12 protein-coding genes are annotated in these 17,794 nt (G+C 69.8%); 7 read left to right on the top strand and 5 right to left on the bottom strand.

Features of this window, described 5'->3' with window-relative positions; all coding sequences use genetic code 11:
- Positions 1-48: 48 nt before the first annotated feature.
- Both J0695_RS00865 and J0695_RS00860 read right to left on the bottom strand, forming a co-directional pair.
- Positions 49-849 (bottom strand): GNAT family N-acetyltransferase, encoded by an 801-nt coding sequence (locus J0695_RS00865; protein ID WP_206959080.1) that lies wholly within the window; start codon positions 847-849, stop codon positions 49-51.
- 282 nt (positions 850-1,131) lie between these two features.
- Positions 1,132-4,707, bottom strand: coding sequence for a hypothetical protein (locus tag J0695_RS00860; RefSeq protein ID WP_206959079.1), 3,576 nt, complete (start codon positions 4,705-4,707; stop codon positions 1,132-1,134).
- Positions 4,708-4,984: 277 nt separating this feature from the next.
- On the opposite strand from J0695_RS00860, the gene J0695_RS00855 reads away from it, so the two are divergent.
- From J0695_RS00855 to J0695_RS00840, 4 genes are all read left to right on the top strand, one after another.
- On the top strand, positions 4,985-6,295 hold the full coding sequence (locus tag J0695_RS00855) for an ABC transporter substrate-binding protein (protein WP_206959077.1): 1,311 nt from the start codon (positions 4,985-4,987) through the stop codon (positions 6,293-6,295).
- Positions 6,292-7,296, top strand: coding sequence for a carbohydrate ABC transporter permease (locus J0695_RS45350; protein ID WP_206959072.1), 1,005 nt, complete (start codon positions 6,292-6,294; stop codon positions 7,294-7,296). Before J0695_RS00855 ends, J0695_RS45350 begins: the two co-directional genes overlap by 4 nt.
- Positions 7,297-7,308: 12 nt before the next feature.
- Positions 7,309-8,187 (top strand): carbohydrate ABC transporter permease, encoded by an 879-nt coding sequence (locus J0695_RS00845; protein WP_206959071.1) that lies wholly within the window; start codon positions 7,309-7,311, stop codon positions 8,185-8,187.
- Positions 8,188-8,270: 83 nt separating this feature from the next.
- A complete protein-coding gene (locus J0695_RS00840) occupies positions 8,271-9,260 on the top strand; it encodes a hydroxyacid dehydrogenase (RefSeq protein ID WP_242552044.1) in 990 nt (329 codons plus the stop codon).
- Between the two features lie 40 nt (positions 9,261-9,300).
- Here the strand turns inward: J0695_RS00840 and J0695_RS00835 are convergent, their stop codons facing one another.
- On the bottom strand, positions 9,301-10,455 hold the full coding sequence (locus tag J0695_RS00835; RefSeq protein ID WP_206959070.1) for a GntR family transcriptional regulator: 1,155 nt from the start codon (positions 10,453-10,455) through the stop codon (positions 9,301-9,303).
- A gap of 52 nt (positions 10,456-10,507) precedes the next feature.
- Here J0695_RS00835 and J0695_RS00830 point away from each other — a divergent pair, with 52 nt between their 5' ends.
- Positions 10,508-13,102, top strand: a complete 2,595-nt coding sequence (locus J0695_RS00830) for a GH116 family glycosyl-hydrolase (RefSeq protein ID WP_206959069.1) — start codon at positions 10,508-10,510, stop codon at positions 13,100-13,102.
- 79 nt (positions 13,103-13,181) lie between these two features.
- Here J0695_RS00830 and J0695_RS00825 read toward each other — a convergent pair whose 3' ends face one another.
- Both J0695_RS00825 and J0695_RS00820 read right to left on the bottom strand, forming a co-directional pair.
- Entirely contained in the window at positions 13,182-13,448 is a 267-nt protein-coding gene (locus J0695_RS00825) for a protealysin inhibitor emfourin (protein WP_206959068.1), read from the bottom strand.
- A gap of 16 nt (positions 13,449-13,464) precedes the next feature.
- A complete protein-coding gene (locus J0695_RS00820) occupies positions 13,465-14,529 on the bottom strand; it encodes a M4 family metallopeptidase (RefSeq protein ID WP_206959066.1) in 1,065 nt (354 codons plus the stop codon).
- Positions 14,530-14,824: 295 nt separating this feature from the next.
- Between J0695_RS00820 and leuA the strand changes: the two genes are divergently transcribed.
- Together leuA and J0695_RS00810 are read left to right on the top strand one after the other, a co-directional pair.
- On the top strand, positions 14,825-16,582 hold the full coding sequence (leuA, locus tag J0695_RS00815; protein ID WP_206959065.1) for a 2-isopropylmalate synthase: 1,758 nt from the start codon (positions 14,825-14,827) through the stop codon (positions 16,580-16,582).
- A 300-nt stretch (positions 16,583-16,882) separates the two neighbouring features.
- On the top strand, positions 16,883-17,554 hold the full coding sequence (locus J0695_RS00810; protein WP_206959063.1) for a TerB family tellurite resistance protein: 672 nt from the start codon (positions 16,883-16,885) through the stop codon (positions 17,552-17,554).
- Positions 17,555-17,794 lie beyond the last annotated feature (240 nt).

The following is a 17,794-nucleotide window of genomic DNA, read 5'->3' as shown; positions in this document are numbered from 1 at the left end:
GGGCGGGACTGGGGCGTGGCTCCGCGCAGCGGCGACCCCGGCCAGCCGCTACTCCGCCTCGGCGATCAGCGCTGTGGCCGTCCGGCGGAAGCCCAGCCGTGCGTACAGCCGTGCGACATCCTCGTTGTCCGCCGACAGGAACACCGTCTCCACGCCCCGCCCCCGCGCATCCGCGACCAGCGCCGCCGTGACCGCCAGTCCAAGCCCCCTCCGCCGCGCCGACGGAAGCGTGCCGACCGCCGCGACCTCCGTGACCCCGTCCAGCGGGTTGTGCAGGCCCGAGCAGAGCACCGTGCCCTCCGCCACCGCCCCCGCGAGCACCGTGCGGCCCGCGAGGATGCGGGCCGCGACGCTCTCCGCGTGGCCGTCGCCCAGGCGGGCCTCGATCTCCTTGGCCAGTTCCGCGGGGCCTGCCTCGCCCACCGCCGTGCCGGGGGCCGCGAAGGCCACGTGCGGGACGGCCAGCGCGGCTGAGAGGAGGGGGTCGTCGGCGGCGAGGACACGGACCGACGGGTGCGGCGCAGGGGCGGGCGCCCCGGGGTCAAGGACCATCAGGGGGTGGTCGTGGACCCGTATCCCGGACGCCTCGACCGCCGTACGCAGCGCCGGAGTCGTCTCCGCCACCCATTCGAAGGCCTCGGGCACGCCGAGTTCGCGCTGGCGCGCCCTGACCCGGTCCACGTCCTCCGCGGTCGCCGCGGGCCCTGACCAGCCGCGCGTCGGGCGCGCGTAGAACGGCCAGCCCGCTCCTTCCCGTACGAAAAGGGTCAGCGGGCCGAAGTCCTCGGTCCTGGCACCGGGCCGGGGCACACCGTCGTAGTACTGCTCAAGGGCGTCAAAGGTGGTCATGCCGTGCAGTCAAGCCGATTTCCGCAGCTCAGGCACCCTCTTTTAGGACCCGGGCGATCAGCTCGCGCACTGGTTCGGCAACGCCGCCGACCACGTGAGCGCCGATACCCCACTTACCTGACCGACGCCCAGTGGGCCGGAGTCCTATCAGGTTCGCACCCGACAGGGCAGCGACCGTGATCCTGCCGCGCCTGCGCGCGAAGTACTTCCGCCTGAAGCTGCTGTGGGCCGCCGCCACTGCTCGACGGTCCAGGCCGGCCGGTGACACCGGTCATGCGGGCATCATCTTCCCTTTCCGCGCTGCTGCTCGGCTGCGGCGTAGACCGAGCGGCTCAGGGTGACGGTGATCTGCCCCGGGACGACGGTGCCCCGCGAGGGGTAGAAGTCGCGGAGGGCCCCCGCCGGGGTGACCGTGAACGGCACCCAGTCCTGGACCTCGATCGTCCGACCGTGAATGCCTTCGACCCGCATCGCCCAGCCTGAGCCGTCGCTCAGGGTGACCCGCAGCCAGGTCCCGTCGAGCGAGCCGTCCTGCGGCAGGTCCGTGTCGACCGTGATGGAGTTCGGCGAGCTGGTGACCGGCCCCAGAATCCCGCTGAAGGCGCTGGTGGTGCTGACGGCGTGCACGGTGAGGTCGGCGGGAGCGGCGGTGTGGTAGCCGGGCGCCTGCACGCTGCCCCCTCCGTAGGCGTACGCCCAACTGACCTTGCCCGTCGCCTTGTCGATACGCGCCATGGCCACATGGCCGCTGAAGGTGACGCCGTCCACGGTGCGCGGTGTGTTGTCGTCGCTGAGGTAGACCAGGTCGGTGAAGGTTCCGCCGTCGACGACCGCGGTGGTGGTCTGCGGGTCGCCGTCGGGTGCCGGCAGCCACTGCACCCCTTGCACCAGCGGCTGCTGGTCCTTGCGCCAGGTCTCGTAGACGGCGCCGTCCAGCGTGGTCTGGCTCGGGTCGACCGGGCGCAGCCGCTGGAAGTGCCAGCCGGGGTAGGCGTCCTTCTGGGCCGGGTCCTGGAGGGTGCGGCGGTTGGTCGGGATCTTGGAGAAGATCAGCTGGTCGCCGGACTGGCCGTTGAGGTAGGTGCGCACCGAGCTGCCGCTCTGCTGCCCGGTCCAGGTGAAGTTCATGTCCGTGCTGCCGTCGGCGGTCTGCGGGTCCTGCATCATGGTGCGGAAGTCGGGCAGTCCGACCGTGTTGCCGGTGGACGTCAGGTAGTCCTGGACGGTGCCGGTGTGCGCGGTCAGCGGGACCGAGGTGGTGAGGGTGTTGTCCTCCTGCTCCGACGCGCGGAGGAAGTCCTGGTGCGCCTGGCCGCCCTTGAGCGTGCTGAGGTCGACCGCGTAGGAGCGGTTGCCGGCGAGTTGCACCAGCATCACCAGGCGGCGCTTGATGGTGACGCCGTTCCCGGTCGGCCCCGGGTCGCTGGCCTCGACGAACTTCACCCGGCCGCCGGACGCGGTGCCGGGGTCGTAGCCGAGGATCGACGCCCCGGTGGACAGACCCAGCTGGTCGGCGTAGTTCGTGTTGTCCTTGGACCACACCCAGGGGACGTTGTGGGCGACGGCGTCCATCTGGAAGTACCGGTAGTCGGCGACGGTGTGGGCGTAGCCGACCGAGGGCAGGGCTTCGATGCCGGACCCCCAGAGCATCATCTCCAGGTCGGTCGCATGCTGGTGGCCTCCGCCGTAGGGCGGGCCCTGCTCGGTCTGCGGGGCGTTGAGGTGGATCTGGGTGGCGTCGGTGGTGTCCCCCTGCGTCAGGGCGTAGTGGCCGTAGCCGTACAGCTCGATGTTGTGCAGGTTCGCGGCCAGGATCGGGCTGTCGGCGGTATAGGCGGAGAGGTTGTTGGTCCCCACCCAGGTGTCGTTGAGCGGGACCAGCTGGCCGTTCGGCAGATGCATCGCGGAGTCGACCTTGTCGCCCTGGGCGATCTCCGGGTAGCGCAGGGCGCCCAGGTCGGAGTGGTCGAGGCTGAGCCCGAAGGTGCTGTCGGTGTAGCCGGCCGGATCGACGAAGTTGTCCTTGAGCATCTGGAAGGCGCCCTTGGCGAGGCTGGTGACCTGATCGTGGTACGAGACGGTGGCCTCCTGCCACAGGCCGTCCGCGTAGAAGGACTCGGCGCTGAACACATGGTCGAGGACGGGCAGGAACAGCCGGATCAGATCCGGGTCGTTGAGCACGCCGGCGACGCCGAAGACGTTCCTGATCCCGTACGGCTGCAGGTTGGTCCAGTCGTCGTGGTAGAGGTTGTACTCGTCGATCACGGCCTGCCGGAACCAGCCCTCGACCTCCGCCCTGACGTCGGTCCCCGTCTCGGAGGCCAGCGCGGCCCACTGGCCGGAGCTGTAGAGGACGTCGTACGCGTACACGTCGTCGATCGGGACGGTGATGGAGGGGCCGGAGAACCCGCTGTACACATACGGGACTGCCGAGTAGGCCCCGGCGAACTGACGCATGATCAGGATGGCGGCGCGGGCGTAGCTCTCGTCGTGGTTGCTCGCGTAGAGGTCGGCCAGCAGCCGGGCGTCGGCCTCCAGGACGGGGTGGACGGTCAGGTCGGTCCTGGTGGCCGCCGCGGTGCGGGCCGCCGCGGTCAGGTCGTCGTCGGACATCGCCAGCAGTGGCGCCACCGTCTGCAGCTTGGCGGCGTCGGACTGGTCGGCCACCGTGCTCCAGGCCGATGCGCCGAACATGTTCTGCGGGTTCTTGAGCGGGTGTTGCACCGCGGCGCTGGAGTACCGGCCGATCGTGTCGGTGACGGTGAGACCCTGCTCGACCGTGCCGGGGGAGAACCAGGCCGTCCCCGGTCCTGAGTAGGTGAGCTGGACGCGCAGTGCGTCGGTACCGGCCGGCGCCCGAAGGTAGGCGGCCGCGGCGGCGAAGCCGGGGCTGGAGGTGAAGGCAGCTGAGGTGTGGACGAGGTCCGCGCCGTTCTGCTGGATCGGCAGCCCGTTGTGCAGCGGCGTGACGGTGACGGTGGCCTTGGTTCCGCTGCCGCTGCCTGAGATCTTCACCGAACTGCGGGCCGCGTAGTCGGTTCCCGGGGTGGCGGGGAAGTCCTTCCACAGTGAGCCCTGGCTGCCGCTGGCGGCCTGGATCCGGAGGGTGGGGGCTCCGCCGACGGTGACGGCGGTGTCCTGGGCGAAGGCCGGCGCGACGGTGGTGAAGGCCCTGGCCTGCCAGCCGTCGACGTCCTCGCCGAGGTCGCGGGAGGTGTCCTGGGTCCCGGTGAGGTCGTCCAGGTACATGGTGCCGGTCGTGCCGGCGGTCCCGACCTGGAGGACTCGGACACTGCCGGTCTGGGTCCATGCCGAAGACGGGGTGATCGGCTGTCCTGAGGCCAGTTGGGTGCCGTCCAGCCAGGCGTTGAACGTCCCGGTGGTGTTGTTCACCACGGCCTCCACGTCGTACCAGCGGCCCGCGGCATAGGTGGCCGAACTGGCGACCCCGCCGACGGTCAGTCCGCCCGTCTTCGTGAAGCCCAACAGGTTCTGGTAGAGCGTCCCGCTGGCTCCCGGGCCGCTGAGCTCGAAGACATAGCGGGTGTGCGCGGTGTCGGTGAAGTACACCCGGGCTCTGAGCGTGAGGGTGCCGGTCCAGCTTCCGTAGCGGTAGAAGGAGTCGGTGGCCGCGGAGGCGGAGGTGAACTGGAGCCCCTGCCCCGACCCGTCCGGGTTGGCGGCGATGGCGATGGAGTCGGGGGCGGTGGCCGAGGTGCCGAAGCCGCCGAGCGAGCCGTTGTCGAAGGTCAGATTGAACAGGGAGGTCGCGGCATACGCCGACGGGAGGACGGGGCCGAGCAGGCTGAACATCAGGGCCGTGCTCACGGCAGCGACGGCGAGAGCTCCTCGGTTCATCGGTGACCTTTCCGCGCGGAAGGTGGCAATCCGGAGACCGGCGTCTCCGATTGATGCCGCACTCAACTCATCCAGGAGAGAAGGAATCAAGGAGTACTTCCGGCGCGGGCCGACTCCTCGCAGCGGTAACGCCTGGCAACTAACCGGACATTCAACTCGAAAACTTCGAATTCATCTGGCCCGCCGGCCTGTTCGTTGCCAATTCCTTCTTGAATACGTTGGTATCCGCTGTGTAAACCTTCCGTTCAACCCACCCGGCACCGGAAGGAATCCGACCATGAAGAGAAACCGGCACATTCGTGTCGTCGTCACCGCGTGTATCGCCGGCGCACTGGCCATGACGAGCGCCGCCTGCGGCAAGAGCTCGACCTCCGCCGGCAGCGACGGCGGGAAGGAGCTCACCTACTGGTCGATGTACAAGGAGGGGGAGCCGGCCCAGGTCGCGCTCAAGGCCTCGATCGGGGCGTTCACCAAGCAGACCGGGATCAAGGTCCATGTGCAGTGGCAGGGACGCGACGTCCTGACCAAGCTTCAGCCCACCCTCAACAGGAAGCCGGCCGCCGACCTGTTCGACCGCAACCTCGCCCCGGTCAAGTCGCTGATGGTGCCGGCCGGCACGGCGAGCGACCTCACCGACGTGCTCTCCACCCAGATACCCGGGGAGAACAAGACCATCGGCGACGTCCTCCCGGATTCGTACCGCTCGCTCGGCGAGGTGAACAAGAAGCTCGTCGTGCTGCCCTACAACGTCGTCGCGACCGGATTCTGGTACAACGCCGCCAAGTTCCCCACCCTGGCGGCCAGTCCCCCGAAGACCTGGGACGACCTGCAGAAGCTGCTCGACACCCAGAAGGCCGCAGGACACGCGCCGCTCGCCCTCGACGCGGACATCCCCGACTACAACGCCTACTGGTACACCAGCATGGTGGTCAGCCAGCTCGGGGTGAACTCCTTCCACAAGGCGGCCGGCGACAAGACCGGCGCGACCTGGGACCAGCCCGGATACCTGAAGGCCGCCCAGCAGATCCAGAAGCTCGCCTCGGGCGGGTACTTCGTCAGCGGCTACAAGGCCAGCAAGTTCCCCGCGATCCAGCAGAAGTGGGCGAACAACAAGGCCGACTTCGTCATCATGGGCTCCTGGCTGCCGGGCGAGGTCAAGACCTACGCCGCCGCCGGATTCAAGTACGCCAGCTTCCCGATCCCCGGCAACGGGACCACGGCCTCCCCGGTGCCGTCCACCGCCTACGGCTGGGTGATCCCCACCAAGGCGGCACACAGGACCGCCGCCGAGAAGCTGATCGCCTTCCTCTACGGCAAGGCGCAGATGCAGTCCTTCGCCGACTCGACCAGCACCATCTCGGCCAGGTCCGACACCACCCCGTCCGACGCCGTCGCCGGCGCCGTCGCCTCGATGAAGACCAACGGTACGTACCAGACCGACGACGCGGTGAACCAGGACTACGCGGACTGGTGGACCAAGGTCTTCGAGCCGCTGGACGACAAGCTGATCACCGGCAACCTCACCGCCACGGCCTTCATCGCGAAGCTCAAGTCGCAGAGCGTCGACTACTGGAAGCACGCCCTGTGACCGCCTCCACCGTCGCGGCCTCCACCGCCGACCCTGCTGTCGGCTCCCCCTCGGAGTCCCCCGCCGGCGCCCGCGGCCACAACGCCGCGGCGCCGCGGGGCGGCCGTGACGGCAACCCGTTCCGGGCCCGGCAGCGGCGGCTGTACATCCCCTTCGTCGCGCCCGCGTTCGTGCTCTACCTGGCCTTCCTGATCGTGCCGCTTGCGGGCACCTTCTGGATCAGTCTGCACAAGTGGCCCGGCAGCGGGCCGATGCAGTGGGAGGGGACGCGCAACTACACCTACCTGCTGCACGATCCGGTGTTCCTCCACTCCTTCCGGAACACCCTGGTCCTGCTGTTCGGCGCCGGTGCGGCGACCTTCGCCCTCAGCTTCGGCCTGACCATGCTGCTGCGCGACATGGTCGGCCGGTCCACGGCCCGCTCCATCATCTTCTTCCCCAACATCGTTCCTGCGCTGGTGCTCTCCATCCTGTGGGGCTTCCTGTTCCAGGCCGACGGACTGGTCAACAAGATCCTCGGCCTGATCGGGGTGCACCACCCGCCGGCCTGGCTGGCCCAGAACCACCTCTACTCGATGATCCTGCTCGGTGTCGTCTGGACCAGCACCGGCTTCTACACCACGATCATCATGGCGGCGGTGGACCGCATCCCGCCCTACCTGTACGAGGACTGCGCACTCGCGGGCGCCAACGCCTGGCAGCGCTTCCGCCATGTGACGCTCCCGCTGTCCTGGGACGTCATCGGCATCTGCGCGGTGCTGTGGACCATCAACGCGATCAAGACCTTCGAGTTCGTCCTGGCCATGGCCGGATCCTCCAGCGGCCTGCCCACGCCCGAGGTGTGGACCGTCTCCCTCTACGCCTACGCCAGTGCCTTCGCCTCCAGCGGCGTGCCCCAGTACGGCCTGGCCGCGGCCGACTCCATCGTCACGCTCGTCCTGGTGGCCGTCCTGGTGTTCCTGATCCGCCGCGTCATGCGCCGCGACACCATCGAATTCTGAGAGGACCGACCGTTGAGCACCATCAATGCCATCCGCGGGCTGCGGCGGCACCGTACCCAGCGAACCGGCCCGTTCCAGCGCTTCCTCGGGGCGCCGCTGGTCTGGCTCTTCGTCGCCTTCAACGTGGCCGTGCTGGCCTGGCTGCTGCTGTCCTCGACCAAGACCACCCGTGACCTGATCGCGACCCCCTGGTCGCTGCCCCACGCCATTCAATGGGACAACTTCGCCCGGGCCTGGTCCGCCGGGAACTTCGGCCCAGCGGCACTCAACTCGGCGGTCCTGGTGGCCGGCACGGCAGCCGCCACCATCGCGGTGGCCGCACCGGCCGGGTACGCGCTCAGCCGGCTGGGAGCCCGCAGCGCCGAGGGCATGACGTCGCTGTTCGCCATCGGCCTCGGCATCCCGGCCCAGGCCATCTTCCTGCCGCTGTACGCGGTGATGAACTCGCTCGGCCTGGTCGACAGCCTGTGGGGACTCGGGCTGCTCTACACCGCGACGTCCATGCCGTTCGCGGTCTTCTTCCTCACCGGGTTCTTCCGCTCACTTCCCGCGGAACTCGAGGAGGCCGCCGCGCTCGACGGCGCCACCCCCTGGTACACCTTCTGGCGGATCATGCTGCCGCTGGCACGCAGCGGGCTCGTCACCCTGCTGCTGCTGAACGTCATCGGGCACTGGGGCGAGACCTTCTTCGCCCTGGTCTTCATCCAGAGCCAGAGCCTGCAGACCCTGCCGCTGGCGATGCTGGGCTTCCTCCAGCAGATGCAGTACAGCGGGGCCGACTGGGGCGGCATGTTCGCCGGCATCGCCATCGTCGTGCTGCCGATCGTGGTGCTCTACATCTGGCTCGGCCGCCGGATCATCGAGGGCATGACCCTGGGCTCCGGCAAGTAGCACCACACCCGACCGATCATCAGGCACAGCCGTGTGCCTGGCTTCTGCCTGCCCTCGAAAGGCTGCTTCTCTTGTCCCCTCGCATGACGGCACTGATCGCCATGAGCCCGGAGGTCGCCGCACTCGCGCTCTCACCTGAGCACCTCGAACGGCTCCGCGCCACCACGGACCTCAGCGACCTCGTCGTGAGCGACTTCAGCAGCCCGGAGGGCCGCAAGGCGCTGGCCCGCACCGACGTGCTGCTGTCGGGCTGGGGCTGCCCGCGCCTGGACGCCGCCGTCCTCGCCGACGCACCACGGCTGTCAGCGGTGGTCCACGCGGCCGGCTCGGTCAAGGGCTTCCTCGCTCCCGAGGTCTGGGACCGCGGCATCCTGGTCTCCTCGGCGGCCGAGGCCAACGCGGCCCCCGTCGCGCACTTCACCGTGAGCGCCATCCAGCTCGCCGGAAAGCGGGCCTTCCGCCTCGCCCACGCCTACCGGAACGGTGACCACCAGGACCCGACCACCGATCCCGACATCGGCAACCACGGGCGCACCGTGGGCATCGTGGGGGCGTCACGGATCGGGCGGCTGGTACTCGGTGCGCTGGCGGGACGCGGCTACCGGCTGCTGGTCAGCGATCCCTTCCTCCACCCGGACGACGCCGCCGGACTCGGAGCCGAACTCGTCGAACTCGACACCCTGCTGCGGGAGAGCGACGTCGTCTCGCTGCACGCGCCGCTGCTGCCGGAGACCCGCGGGCTGCTCGACGACCGCAGGCTGTCGCTGCTGCGCGACGGAGCCGTGATCGTCAACACCGCCCGGGGCGCCCTCATCGACACCGCCGCGCTGACCCGGCACTGCGCCGACGGCCGGATCGACGCCGTCCTGGACGTCACCGAACCCGAACCCCTGCCCGCCGGCCACCCGCTGCTCGGCATGGGCAATGTGCTCCTCACCCCGCATCTGGCCGGGGCCATGGGGACCGAGATCCGCCTGCTCGGCGAGTTCGCGGTCACCGAGGTGGAACGTTTCGCCCACCAGGAGCCACTGCTCGGGCAGGTCACGGCCGAGGACCTGCACCGGATCGCCTGAGTTGCCGATCATCCGTCACCTCATGGGCTGCCACAGGACCTCAGCGGCCGGCACCGCTCCGTGCACCGCCGCACGAGGCCCGCACGATCAGACGCGGCCGCAGATGGATCTGGTGGATGGGGAAGCCCGCACCGTGTTCCATGCGCTGCAGCAGCACCTGCGCCGCCAGCTGCCCCAGCCGGAACTTCGGCGGGGAGACGGCGGTGAGCGGAACCTCCGCCACATCCGCGTACTCGTTGTCGTACGCGATGATCGCCAGGTCGTCCGGCACGGTCACCCCGGACCGCCGCGCGGCCCCCAGCAGGAGGGACGCCTCCCGGTCGCCGAAGCACAGCACCGCGGTGACGCCCTCCGCCCTGAGCCCCGCCACCGCGAGGTCGGCCCGCTCGGCGTCCCAGGCGTCCCGCCGGTCCTGCTGGCGGGGGATCCACGGCAGCGCGAAGTCGGCCAGGGCCCGCTCGAAGCCGGAGGTGATCGGCGCGGCGGGGGGACCGTCCGTGCGCAGTACCAGGCCGATCCGCACATGGCCGAGATCCCGCAGATGACGCACCGCGTCGTAGGCGCCGCCCTCGTGGTCGGTGCACACATGCTCGGTGGCATCCGCGGGACCGGCTGCCGCGAACCGGCGCTCGACCAGCACCACCGGCACCGGGAGCGACAGCAGATGAGCGGCCCTGGCGGTCGGATCGGCCAGTTCGTGCAGGGTGGGGACCAGCAGCAGGCCATGGACGCCCGAGGCGAGCAGTTGCGTGATCGCGGCGTCCTCGGCCTCGCGTTCGTAGTGCGAGGAGGCGAGCACCAGCCGGGCGTGGGCCTGGGACAGCGCCTGCTCGATGCCCTGGATGGCGCGGGGGTAGTACAGCACGGTGTCGGGGACCAGCACACCGACCACCCGCTGCCCCTGCGGGTTCGGCGCGACCTCCGCGGCCACGAACGTGCCCGCGCCCTGGCGGCGGACCACGAGACCCTGGTCGACCAGCTCCTCGTAGGCCCGCCGGACCGTGGTGATGGACAGGCCCGTCTCGGTGGACAGCGCCTGCTCGGTGGGGAGTTTGCTGCCCGGCGGCCAGGTGCCGTCGATGACGTTGCGGCGCAGCTCGCCGGCGAGCCGGCGGAACTTCAGCTCACGAGCGCTCTGGGGCTGGGCCTTCCGCCCGGATCCATCGCTCGGCCGCCCTGGCTGCTCCCCGTTCATGCTGCTCTCCTTTGAAGTCCTCTCCACATCATTGTGGGTCGCCAAAGGAGGAATGAAGCAGGAATCCACTAGTAATACGACTCTGGAGATCTTCATGAAGGTCGGATACCAAGCCGCTGGCCCCCGTTCGGGCTGGCCGGTCCTGGCTCGCTACTCGGGAGAGCACACCCGGCAGATCGCCCTGCCGCTCGGCGGGATAGGCACCGGGACGGTCTCGCTCGGCGGGCGCGGGGACCTCCGCGACTGGGAGATCGTCAACCGGGCGGCGAAGGGCTTCGTCCCCGACAACGCCTTCGCTGTGCTGCGGTGCTCGCGCCCCGGCGGCGAGGCCGTGACACGGGTACTGGAGTCGGCGCTGCGTCCGCCCTTCGAGGGACCGCACGGACACCCGGGGCCGCTGGCGGGCCTCCCCCGGTTCCGGTCGGGGGACTTCGCCGCCGCCTACCCGCTGGGGCAGGTGGCGCTCAGCGATCCCGGCGTTCCGCTGACGGTGCGGATCGAGGCGTTCAACCCCTTCGTGCCCTGTGACGTCGAAGCGAGCAGTGTTCCGGTCGCCGTGCTCAGGTACGTCCTCGACAACCCCGGTGCCGAGGACGTGGCGGCCTCGGTCTGTCTGAGCCTGGCGAACTTCGTCGGCACCGACGGCTGCTTCGGTGCGCCTTCGCGGAACCTGAACTCGCCCCGGGTCGCGCCGGGGGTCAGCGGCCTGCTGATGTCCTCCGAGGGCGTCGCGGCGGACTCCGAGCAGCACGGCACGATCGCGGTGGCGGTCCTCACCCAGGACGGCGACGACGTCACGCACCGGACCGCATGGGCCGAGCATTCCTGGGGCAACTCCCTGCTCGACTTCTGGGACGACTTCTCCGGCGACGGCCGACTCGACGAACGCCCGCGCGGGAAGTCCGATTCCCCCACCGGCTCCGTGGCCTGTGCCACCACCGTCCCGGCCGGCGGGTCGCGGTCGGTGACCTTCCTGCTCGGCTGGCACTTCCCGAACCGCCGGACCTGGTCCACGATGCCGCACCGCCAGCCGCAGCCGAAGCACCGTCCTGAGGGTCCCGATGGCATCGTCGGCAACCACTACGCCACCCGTTACCAGGACGCCTGGCAGGTGGTGGAGGACACCGCCGCCCGGCTGGCCGAACTGGAGGCGGAGACCGTCGGGTTCGTCGAGGCGTTCGCATCCTCGGACCTGCCGGAGACCGTCAAGGAGGCGGCCCTCGCCAATCTCAGCACCCTGCGGACCCAGACCTGCTTCCGTACCGCCGACGGGCACTTCTTCGGCTGGGAGGGGCTCGACGAGCACGGCGGCAGCTGCTACGGCTCCTGCACCCACGTCTGGAACTACGAGCACGCCACGGCGCACCTCTTCGGTGAGCTCTCCCGGTCGATGCGCGACGTCGAGTTCACCCACGCGACCCGCGCGGACGGGCACATGTCCTTCCGGGTGGACCTGCCGCTTGACCACGCCACCGACTGGGGCGTGGCCGCCGCCGACGGGCAGCTCGGCTGCCTGATGCAGCTGCACAGGGACTGGCAACTGTCAGGCGACGACGGCATGCTGCGGCGGCTGTGGCCGAAGGCACGGGCCGCGCTGGAGTTCTGCTGGATCGAGAACGGCTGGGACGGCGACGCCGACGGCGTCATGGAGGGCTGCCAGCACAACACGATGGACGTCGAGTACTACGGCCCCAACCCGCAGATGCAGTTCTGGTACGTCGGGGCCCTGCGCGCCTCGGCCGTCCTGGCCGCACACCTCGGCGAGGACGAGTTCGCCTCGCGCTGCTCGGCCCTGGCGGACCGGGGATCCGCGTTCCTCGACACGCACCTGTTCAACGGCGAGTACTACGAGCACCGGATCGACCCGCTGCCGGCCAAGGTCGCCGACGGCATCCGCTGCGACGAGCCGACCGACCCGCCGGGAACGCCGGTCCCCGAGCTCCAGCTCGGTCCCGGCTGCCTGGTCGACCAGACCGTCGGGCAGCTGACCGCGCACGTGGCGGGGCTCGGACACCTCGCCGCCCCGCAGAACGTCAGGTCAGCGCTGGTGAGCGTGCACCGCTACAACCGCGTCGACGGCATGCACGACCACGTCAACCACATGCGGACGTACGCGCTGAACGACGAGTCGGCGCTGCTGATGGCGACCTACCCGCGCGGCGGAAGGCCCCAGCTGCCGTTCCCCTACTTCGCCGAGACGATGACCGGGTTCGAGTACACGGCGGCGGCGCACATGCTCTACGAGGGGCTGACCGAGGAGGGCCTGCAGTGCCTGGCCGACATCCGGCACCGGTACGACGGCCTGCGGCGGAACCCGTTCGACGAGGCCGAGTGCGGACACCACTACGCGCGGTCGCTGGCGAGCTGGACCCCGGTGCTGGCGCTGACCGGGTTCGGGTACTCGGCACTGACAGGGACGCTGGCCTTTCGGGCCCCTGACCGGGCGGTCACCTGGTTCTGGTCGACCGGGGAGGCGTGGGGAACCGTCGCCCTGGCACCGCAGGACGGCGCGGTGGACGTACGCATCGAGGTCCGCGGCGGAACCGTGCGGCTCAGCGGCATCCGGGTGGGCGAGGCGCACACGGCGCTGCCCGCCGCGATCGAGGCCCGGCGGGGCACCCGGGTCAGCACCCGCGTGGGCGGGTGACGGACGCCTCCACACCGTGCGGTACCGCATGCACCGCCTGGAGGAGTGCCTGAGCACACCGATCTTCAGGCACCCTCTTTCAGGCACCCTCTTTCAGGACCCGCGCGATCAGCTCGCGCTGCGCCTCGGTGAGGTGCGGGTCCGCGCAGTGGACCGTGCGGGCGTCCACCGTGACCTCGTAGTGGAAGCCGTCCGGTACGCCGGGGGGCGGTGCGCCCCGGCCCGCGACCAGCGCCTGTTCGGCCAGGGTCTGCCATTCGTGCGCGTCGGGGCGGCCCGCCGTGTCGACCTCCGCTCGGCGGTCGATGCCGGCGAAGCCGCCCGTCTGTCGTACCTGAATACGCATGGCTCCTGTCTACTCGCTACGAGCCCGTCGGGACACCCACCTGGGACCAGGCCTTGAGCACCGACTGCTGCTCGTCGCCGTCGCCGAAGCGGGTGTGCGCGGCCGCGACCGTGAGGCGGGCGAAGTCCGCGAACATGGCCTGCTTGCCCAGCTCGCCGCCGGTCAGGACGTCGAACCAGATCTGCCCGGCCTTCTCCCAGGCCTTGCCGCCGAGCGCTGTGGCCAGGATGTAGAAGGCGTGGTTGGGGATGCCCGAGTTGATGTGGACGCCGCCGTTGTCGCGGCCCGTGGTGACGTAGTGCTCCATCGTCGCGGGCTGCGGGTCCTTGCCGAGGACGGCGTCGTCGTACGCCGATCCGGGCTCCTTCATGGAGCGCAGCGCGACCCCGTGGACGCGCGGTGCGAGGAGCCCCGCGCCGATCAGCCAGTCGGCCTGGGTCGCGTCCTGGTCGAGCGAGTACTGCTTGATGAGCGAGCCGAAGACGTCCGACATCGACTCGTTGAGCGCACCCGGCTGGCCGAAGTAGGTCAGGTTCGCGGTGTGCTGGGTGACGCCGTGGGTGAGTTCGTGGCCGATGACGTCGATCGGGAGGGTGAAGTCGAGGAAGATCTCACCGTCACCGTCGCCGAAGACCATCCGTTCGCCGTCCCAGAAGGCGTTGTTGTACTGGCGGTCGAAGTGGACCGTGGCGTCCAGCGGCATGCCGTCGCCGTCGATGGAGTTGCGCGCGTACGCCTTCAGATAGAGATCGAAGGTGGCGCCGAGGCCGTTGTACGCACGGTTGACCGTGGCGTCCTTGCCCGGCTTGTCGCTCTCGCCGCGGACCTTGCGCCCGGGCAGGTCCTGGGTGTGGCGGGCGTCGTAGATCGTGCGGTGGACGGCATCGGCGGCGGCGCCCTTGGGCGGGGCGACGGTGGGTGCGCCGAGCACAGTGGTCAGCCGTCGGCTGGTGCGCTGGGCGGAGTCCGCGATGAGGGTGCGGCGCGCGGCCTTCGCGATGGTGGGGTCCTCGGCCTGGGCGAGCCTGTCGAGGGCATGGGGCGGCACGATGGTGCAGAAGACGGGATGTGTTGCTTCCATGCTCCGCAACATGGCACTGGGTCATGCCACTGTCACTAGTTGCGACCATGATTGATGAAAAGGAGTGAAGGATCACCGTTTGGGCGTTACGTATCGGCAGTCCCGCATACTGATACGGGTACGGCGCTCGCGGGGGTGCTGGGCTAGTCTGCGGACATCATGCGTTTCGGGCTGCTTCTTCTTAGTCGCCGCGGCGAGGGTCTGTAGTCGTAGGCCGACCCCCTCCCCGCGGGACCTTGCGTTGCAGCAATACCGTCGGCCGTCCCCCAAGACGGACACGAGGAGCCCTACGCAGATGTCGAATCCGACGCCGATCACCAACGCCACCCAGATGCAGAAGCCGTCCGGGATGCCGATCCACAAGTACCGGCCGTACGAGCAGGTCGAGATCGCCGACCGCACCTGGCCGGGCCGGCGTGTCACCACCGCCCCCCGCTGGCTGTCCACCGATCTGCGCGACGGCAACCAGGCGCTGATCGACCCCATGAGCCCCGCCCGCAAGCGCGAGATGTTCGACCTGCTGGTGAAGATGGGCTACAAGGAGATCGAGGTCGGCTTCCCGGCCTCGGGCGAGACGGACTTCAATTTCGTACGCTCCATCATCGAGGAGCCCGGTGCGATCCCCGAGGACGTGACGATCTCCGTCCTGACCCAGGCCCGTGAGGACCTGATCGAGCGCACCGTGGAGTCCCTGCGCGGCGCGAACCGCGCCACGGTCCACCTGTACAACGCGACGGCGCCGACGTTCCGCCGGGTCGTCTTCCGCGGCTCCAAGGCGGACATCAAGCAGATCGCGGTCGACGGCACGCGCCTGGTCATGGAGTACGCGGAGAAGATCCTGGGCCCGGAGACGACCTTCGGCTACCAGTACTCGCCGGAGATCTTCACCGACACCGAGCTGGACTTCGCCCTGGAGGTCTGCGAGGCGGTGTGCGACGAGTGGCAGCCGGGCGAGGGCCGCGAGATCATCCTCAACCTGCCTGCCACGGTGGAGCGTTCGACGCCCTCGACCCACGCGGACCGCTTCGAGTGGATGTCGCGCAATCTCTCGCGCCGCCAGTACGTCTGCCTGTCGGTCCACCCGCACAACGACCGCGGCACCGCTGTCGCCGCCGCCGAGCTGGCCATCATGGCCGGCGCCGACCGCATCGAGGGCTGTCTGTTCGGGCAGGGCGAGCGCACCGGCAACGTCGACCTGGTGACGCTGGGCATGAACCTGTTCTCGCAGGGCGTCGACCCGCAGATCGACTTCTCGCAGATCGACGACATCCGCCGCACCGCCGAGTACTGCAACCAGATGGAGATCCACCCGCGCCACCCCTACGCGGGCGATCTGGTCTACACGTCCTTCTCCGGCTCCCACCAGGACGCCATCAAGAAGGGCTTCGACGCCATGGAGGCGGACGCGTCGGCCAAGGGCGTCACGGTCGACGACCTGGAGTGGGCGGTGCCGTACCTGCCGATCGACCCCAAGGACGTGGGCCGTTCCTACGAGGCCGTGATCCGGGTCAACTCGCAGTCCGGCAAGGGCGGGATCGCGTACGTCCTGAAGAACGACCACAAGCTGGACCTGCCGCGCCGTATGCAGATCGAGTTCTCGAAGATCATCCAGATGAAGACCGACGCCGAGGGCGGCGAGGTCACGCCGAAGGAGATCTGGTCGATCTTCCGCGACGAGTACCTGCCCAACCCGGACAACGCCGCGGCTCGATGGGGTCGCATCCAGCTGCGGTCGGGGCAGACGACGACCGACACCGACGGGCGCGACACCCTGACGGTCGAGGCGGTCGTGGACGGTGTCGACACCGTGCTGACCGGCACCGGCAACGGCCCGATCTCCGCCTTCTTCGCGGCGCTGTCCGCGACCGGTGTGGACGCGCGTCTCCTGGACTACCAGGAGCACACGATGAGCGAGGGTGCGGAGTCGCTGGCCGCCTCGTACATCGAGTGCGCGATCGACGGCAAGGTCATGTGGGGCATCGGCATCGACGCCAACACCACGCGTGCCTCGCTGAAGGCGGTCATCTCGGCGGTCAACCGGGCCGCTCGCTGAGCATGTTCCGAGTGCCCCGCCGTCCCTCTCCAGGGGCGGTGGGGCACCGTCGTGTGCGAACCTCGCCCACTCCGGCACAGACTCCTACGGGTGACGCGTCGAAGCCTGGTCGGATATTCGATGCACCGCCGTCGCGGAAACCGTACGAACGCCTTCTGACCTTGTACTTCACCGGCCCCGTCCTCCTGTTGCGGAGTGCGGGGCCGAGCCTTCTCCTGCCGAGATGCTGACGCCGCATCATTGATGTGGCTAACATCACGTCAACGCGGCAATGTTGCCGAGGCGTTACGGAGGTGCGACGTGCTGCCAGCCCGAGGTCACAGTGGCAAGAAGTCGATCATCTGGGCAGTCCGTACCTCCTGGGAAACCGTCGGCGACGGCGAGTTCTTCTGCGCCGGCTGCGGGGGCGACCGCAACTACCGCCGCCGCACCGGCCGTCGCCGGCTGACGGTCCTCGGAGTACCGCTGCTGTCGCGCGGGAGCGCGGGTCCGGTCGTCGAATGCGCGGCCTGCCAGACCCACTTCGGCCTGGACGCCCTGGACCACCCCACGACGACGCGGTTCTCCACGATGCTGCGGGACGCCGTGCACACGGTCGCGCTCGCGGTGCTCGCCGCGGGTGGATCGTCCTCGCGTCCGGCGACGGCAGCGGCGGCGTCCGCGCTGCGGGCGGCCGGGTTCGAGAACTGCAGCGAGGAGCAGTTGGGGATTCTGGTGGAGGCGCTGGCGGCGGACGCGGACCCGTGCGGGGTGGCTCTCGCCATCGAGCTGCACGAGGCGCTGGAGCCGCTGGCCCCGCATCTGGCCCCGGCCGGCCGGGAGTCGATCCTGCTGCAGGGTGCGCGGATCGCGCTGGCGGACGGTCCGTACCGTCCGGCGGAGCGGGAGGTGCTGACGGCGGTGGGCGCGGCGCTGGCGCTGTGCGCGGACGACACGGCGCGGTTGCTGGCGGCGGCGCGGACGCCGTCGTAGTCGCGTGACGGGGTCGCGGCCCCGGCCCCGCCCGGTACACGGCCTCCGGCCGCGTGTCCTCAAACGCCGGACGGGCTTGATTTTGCCGCTGTATCAAGCCCCTCCGGCGATTGAGGAGCGGGGGTTCGGGGGCGGAGCCCCCGGAAAGGCGACGGGGCCGCCCGGTTCCTGCTGACCCCCCGCTGGTGGGGGATCAACGTCTTCGTCCTCCTCGCCATCCCCTTCTGCATCTTCATGGGG

This window comes from Streptomyces beijiangensis (assembly GCF_017315755.1).
Lineage (GTDB): Bacteria > Actinomycetota > Actinomycetes > Streptomycetales > Streptomycetaceae > Streptomyces > Streptomyces beijiangensis.
This window is presented reverse-complemented; position numbering and strand designations above follow the sequence as displayed.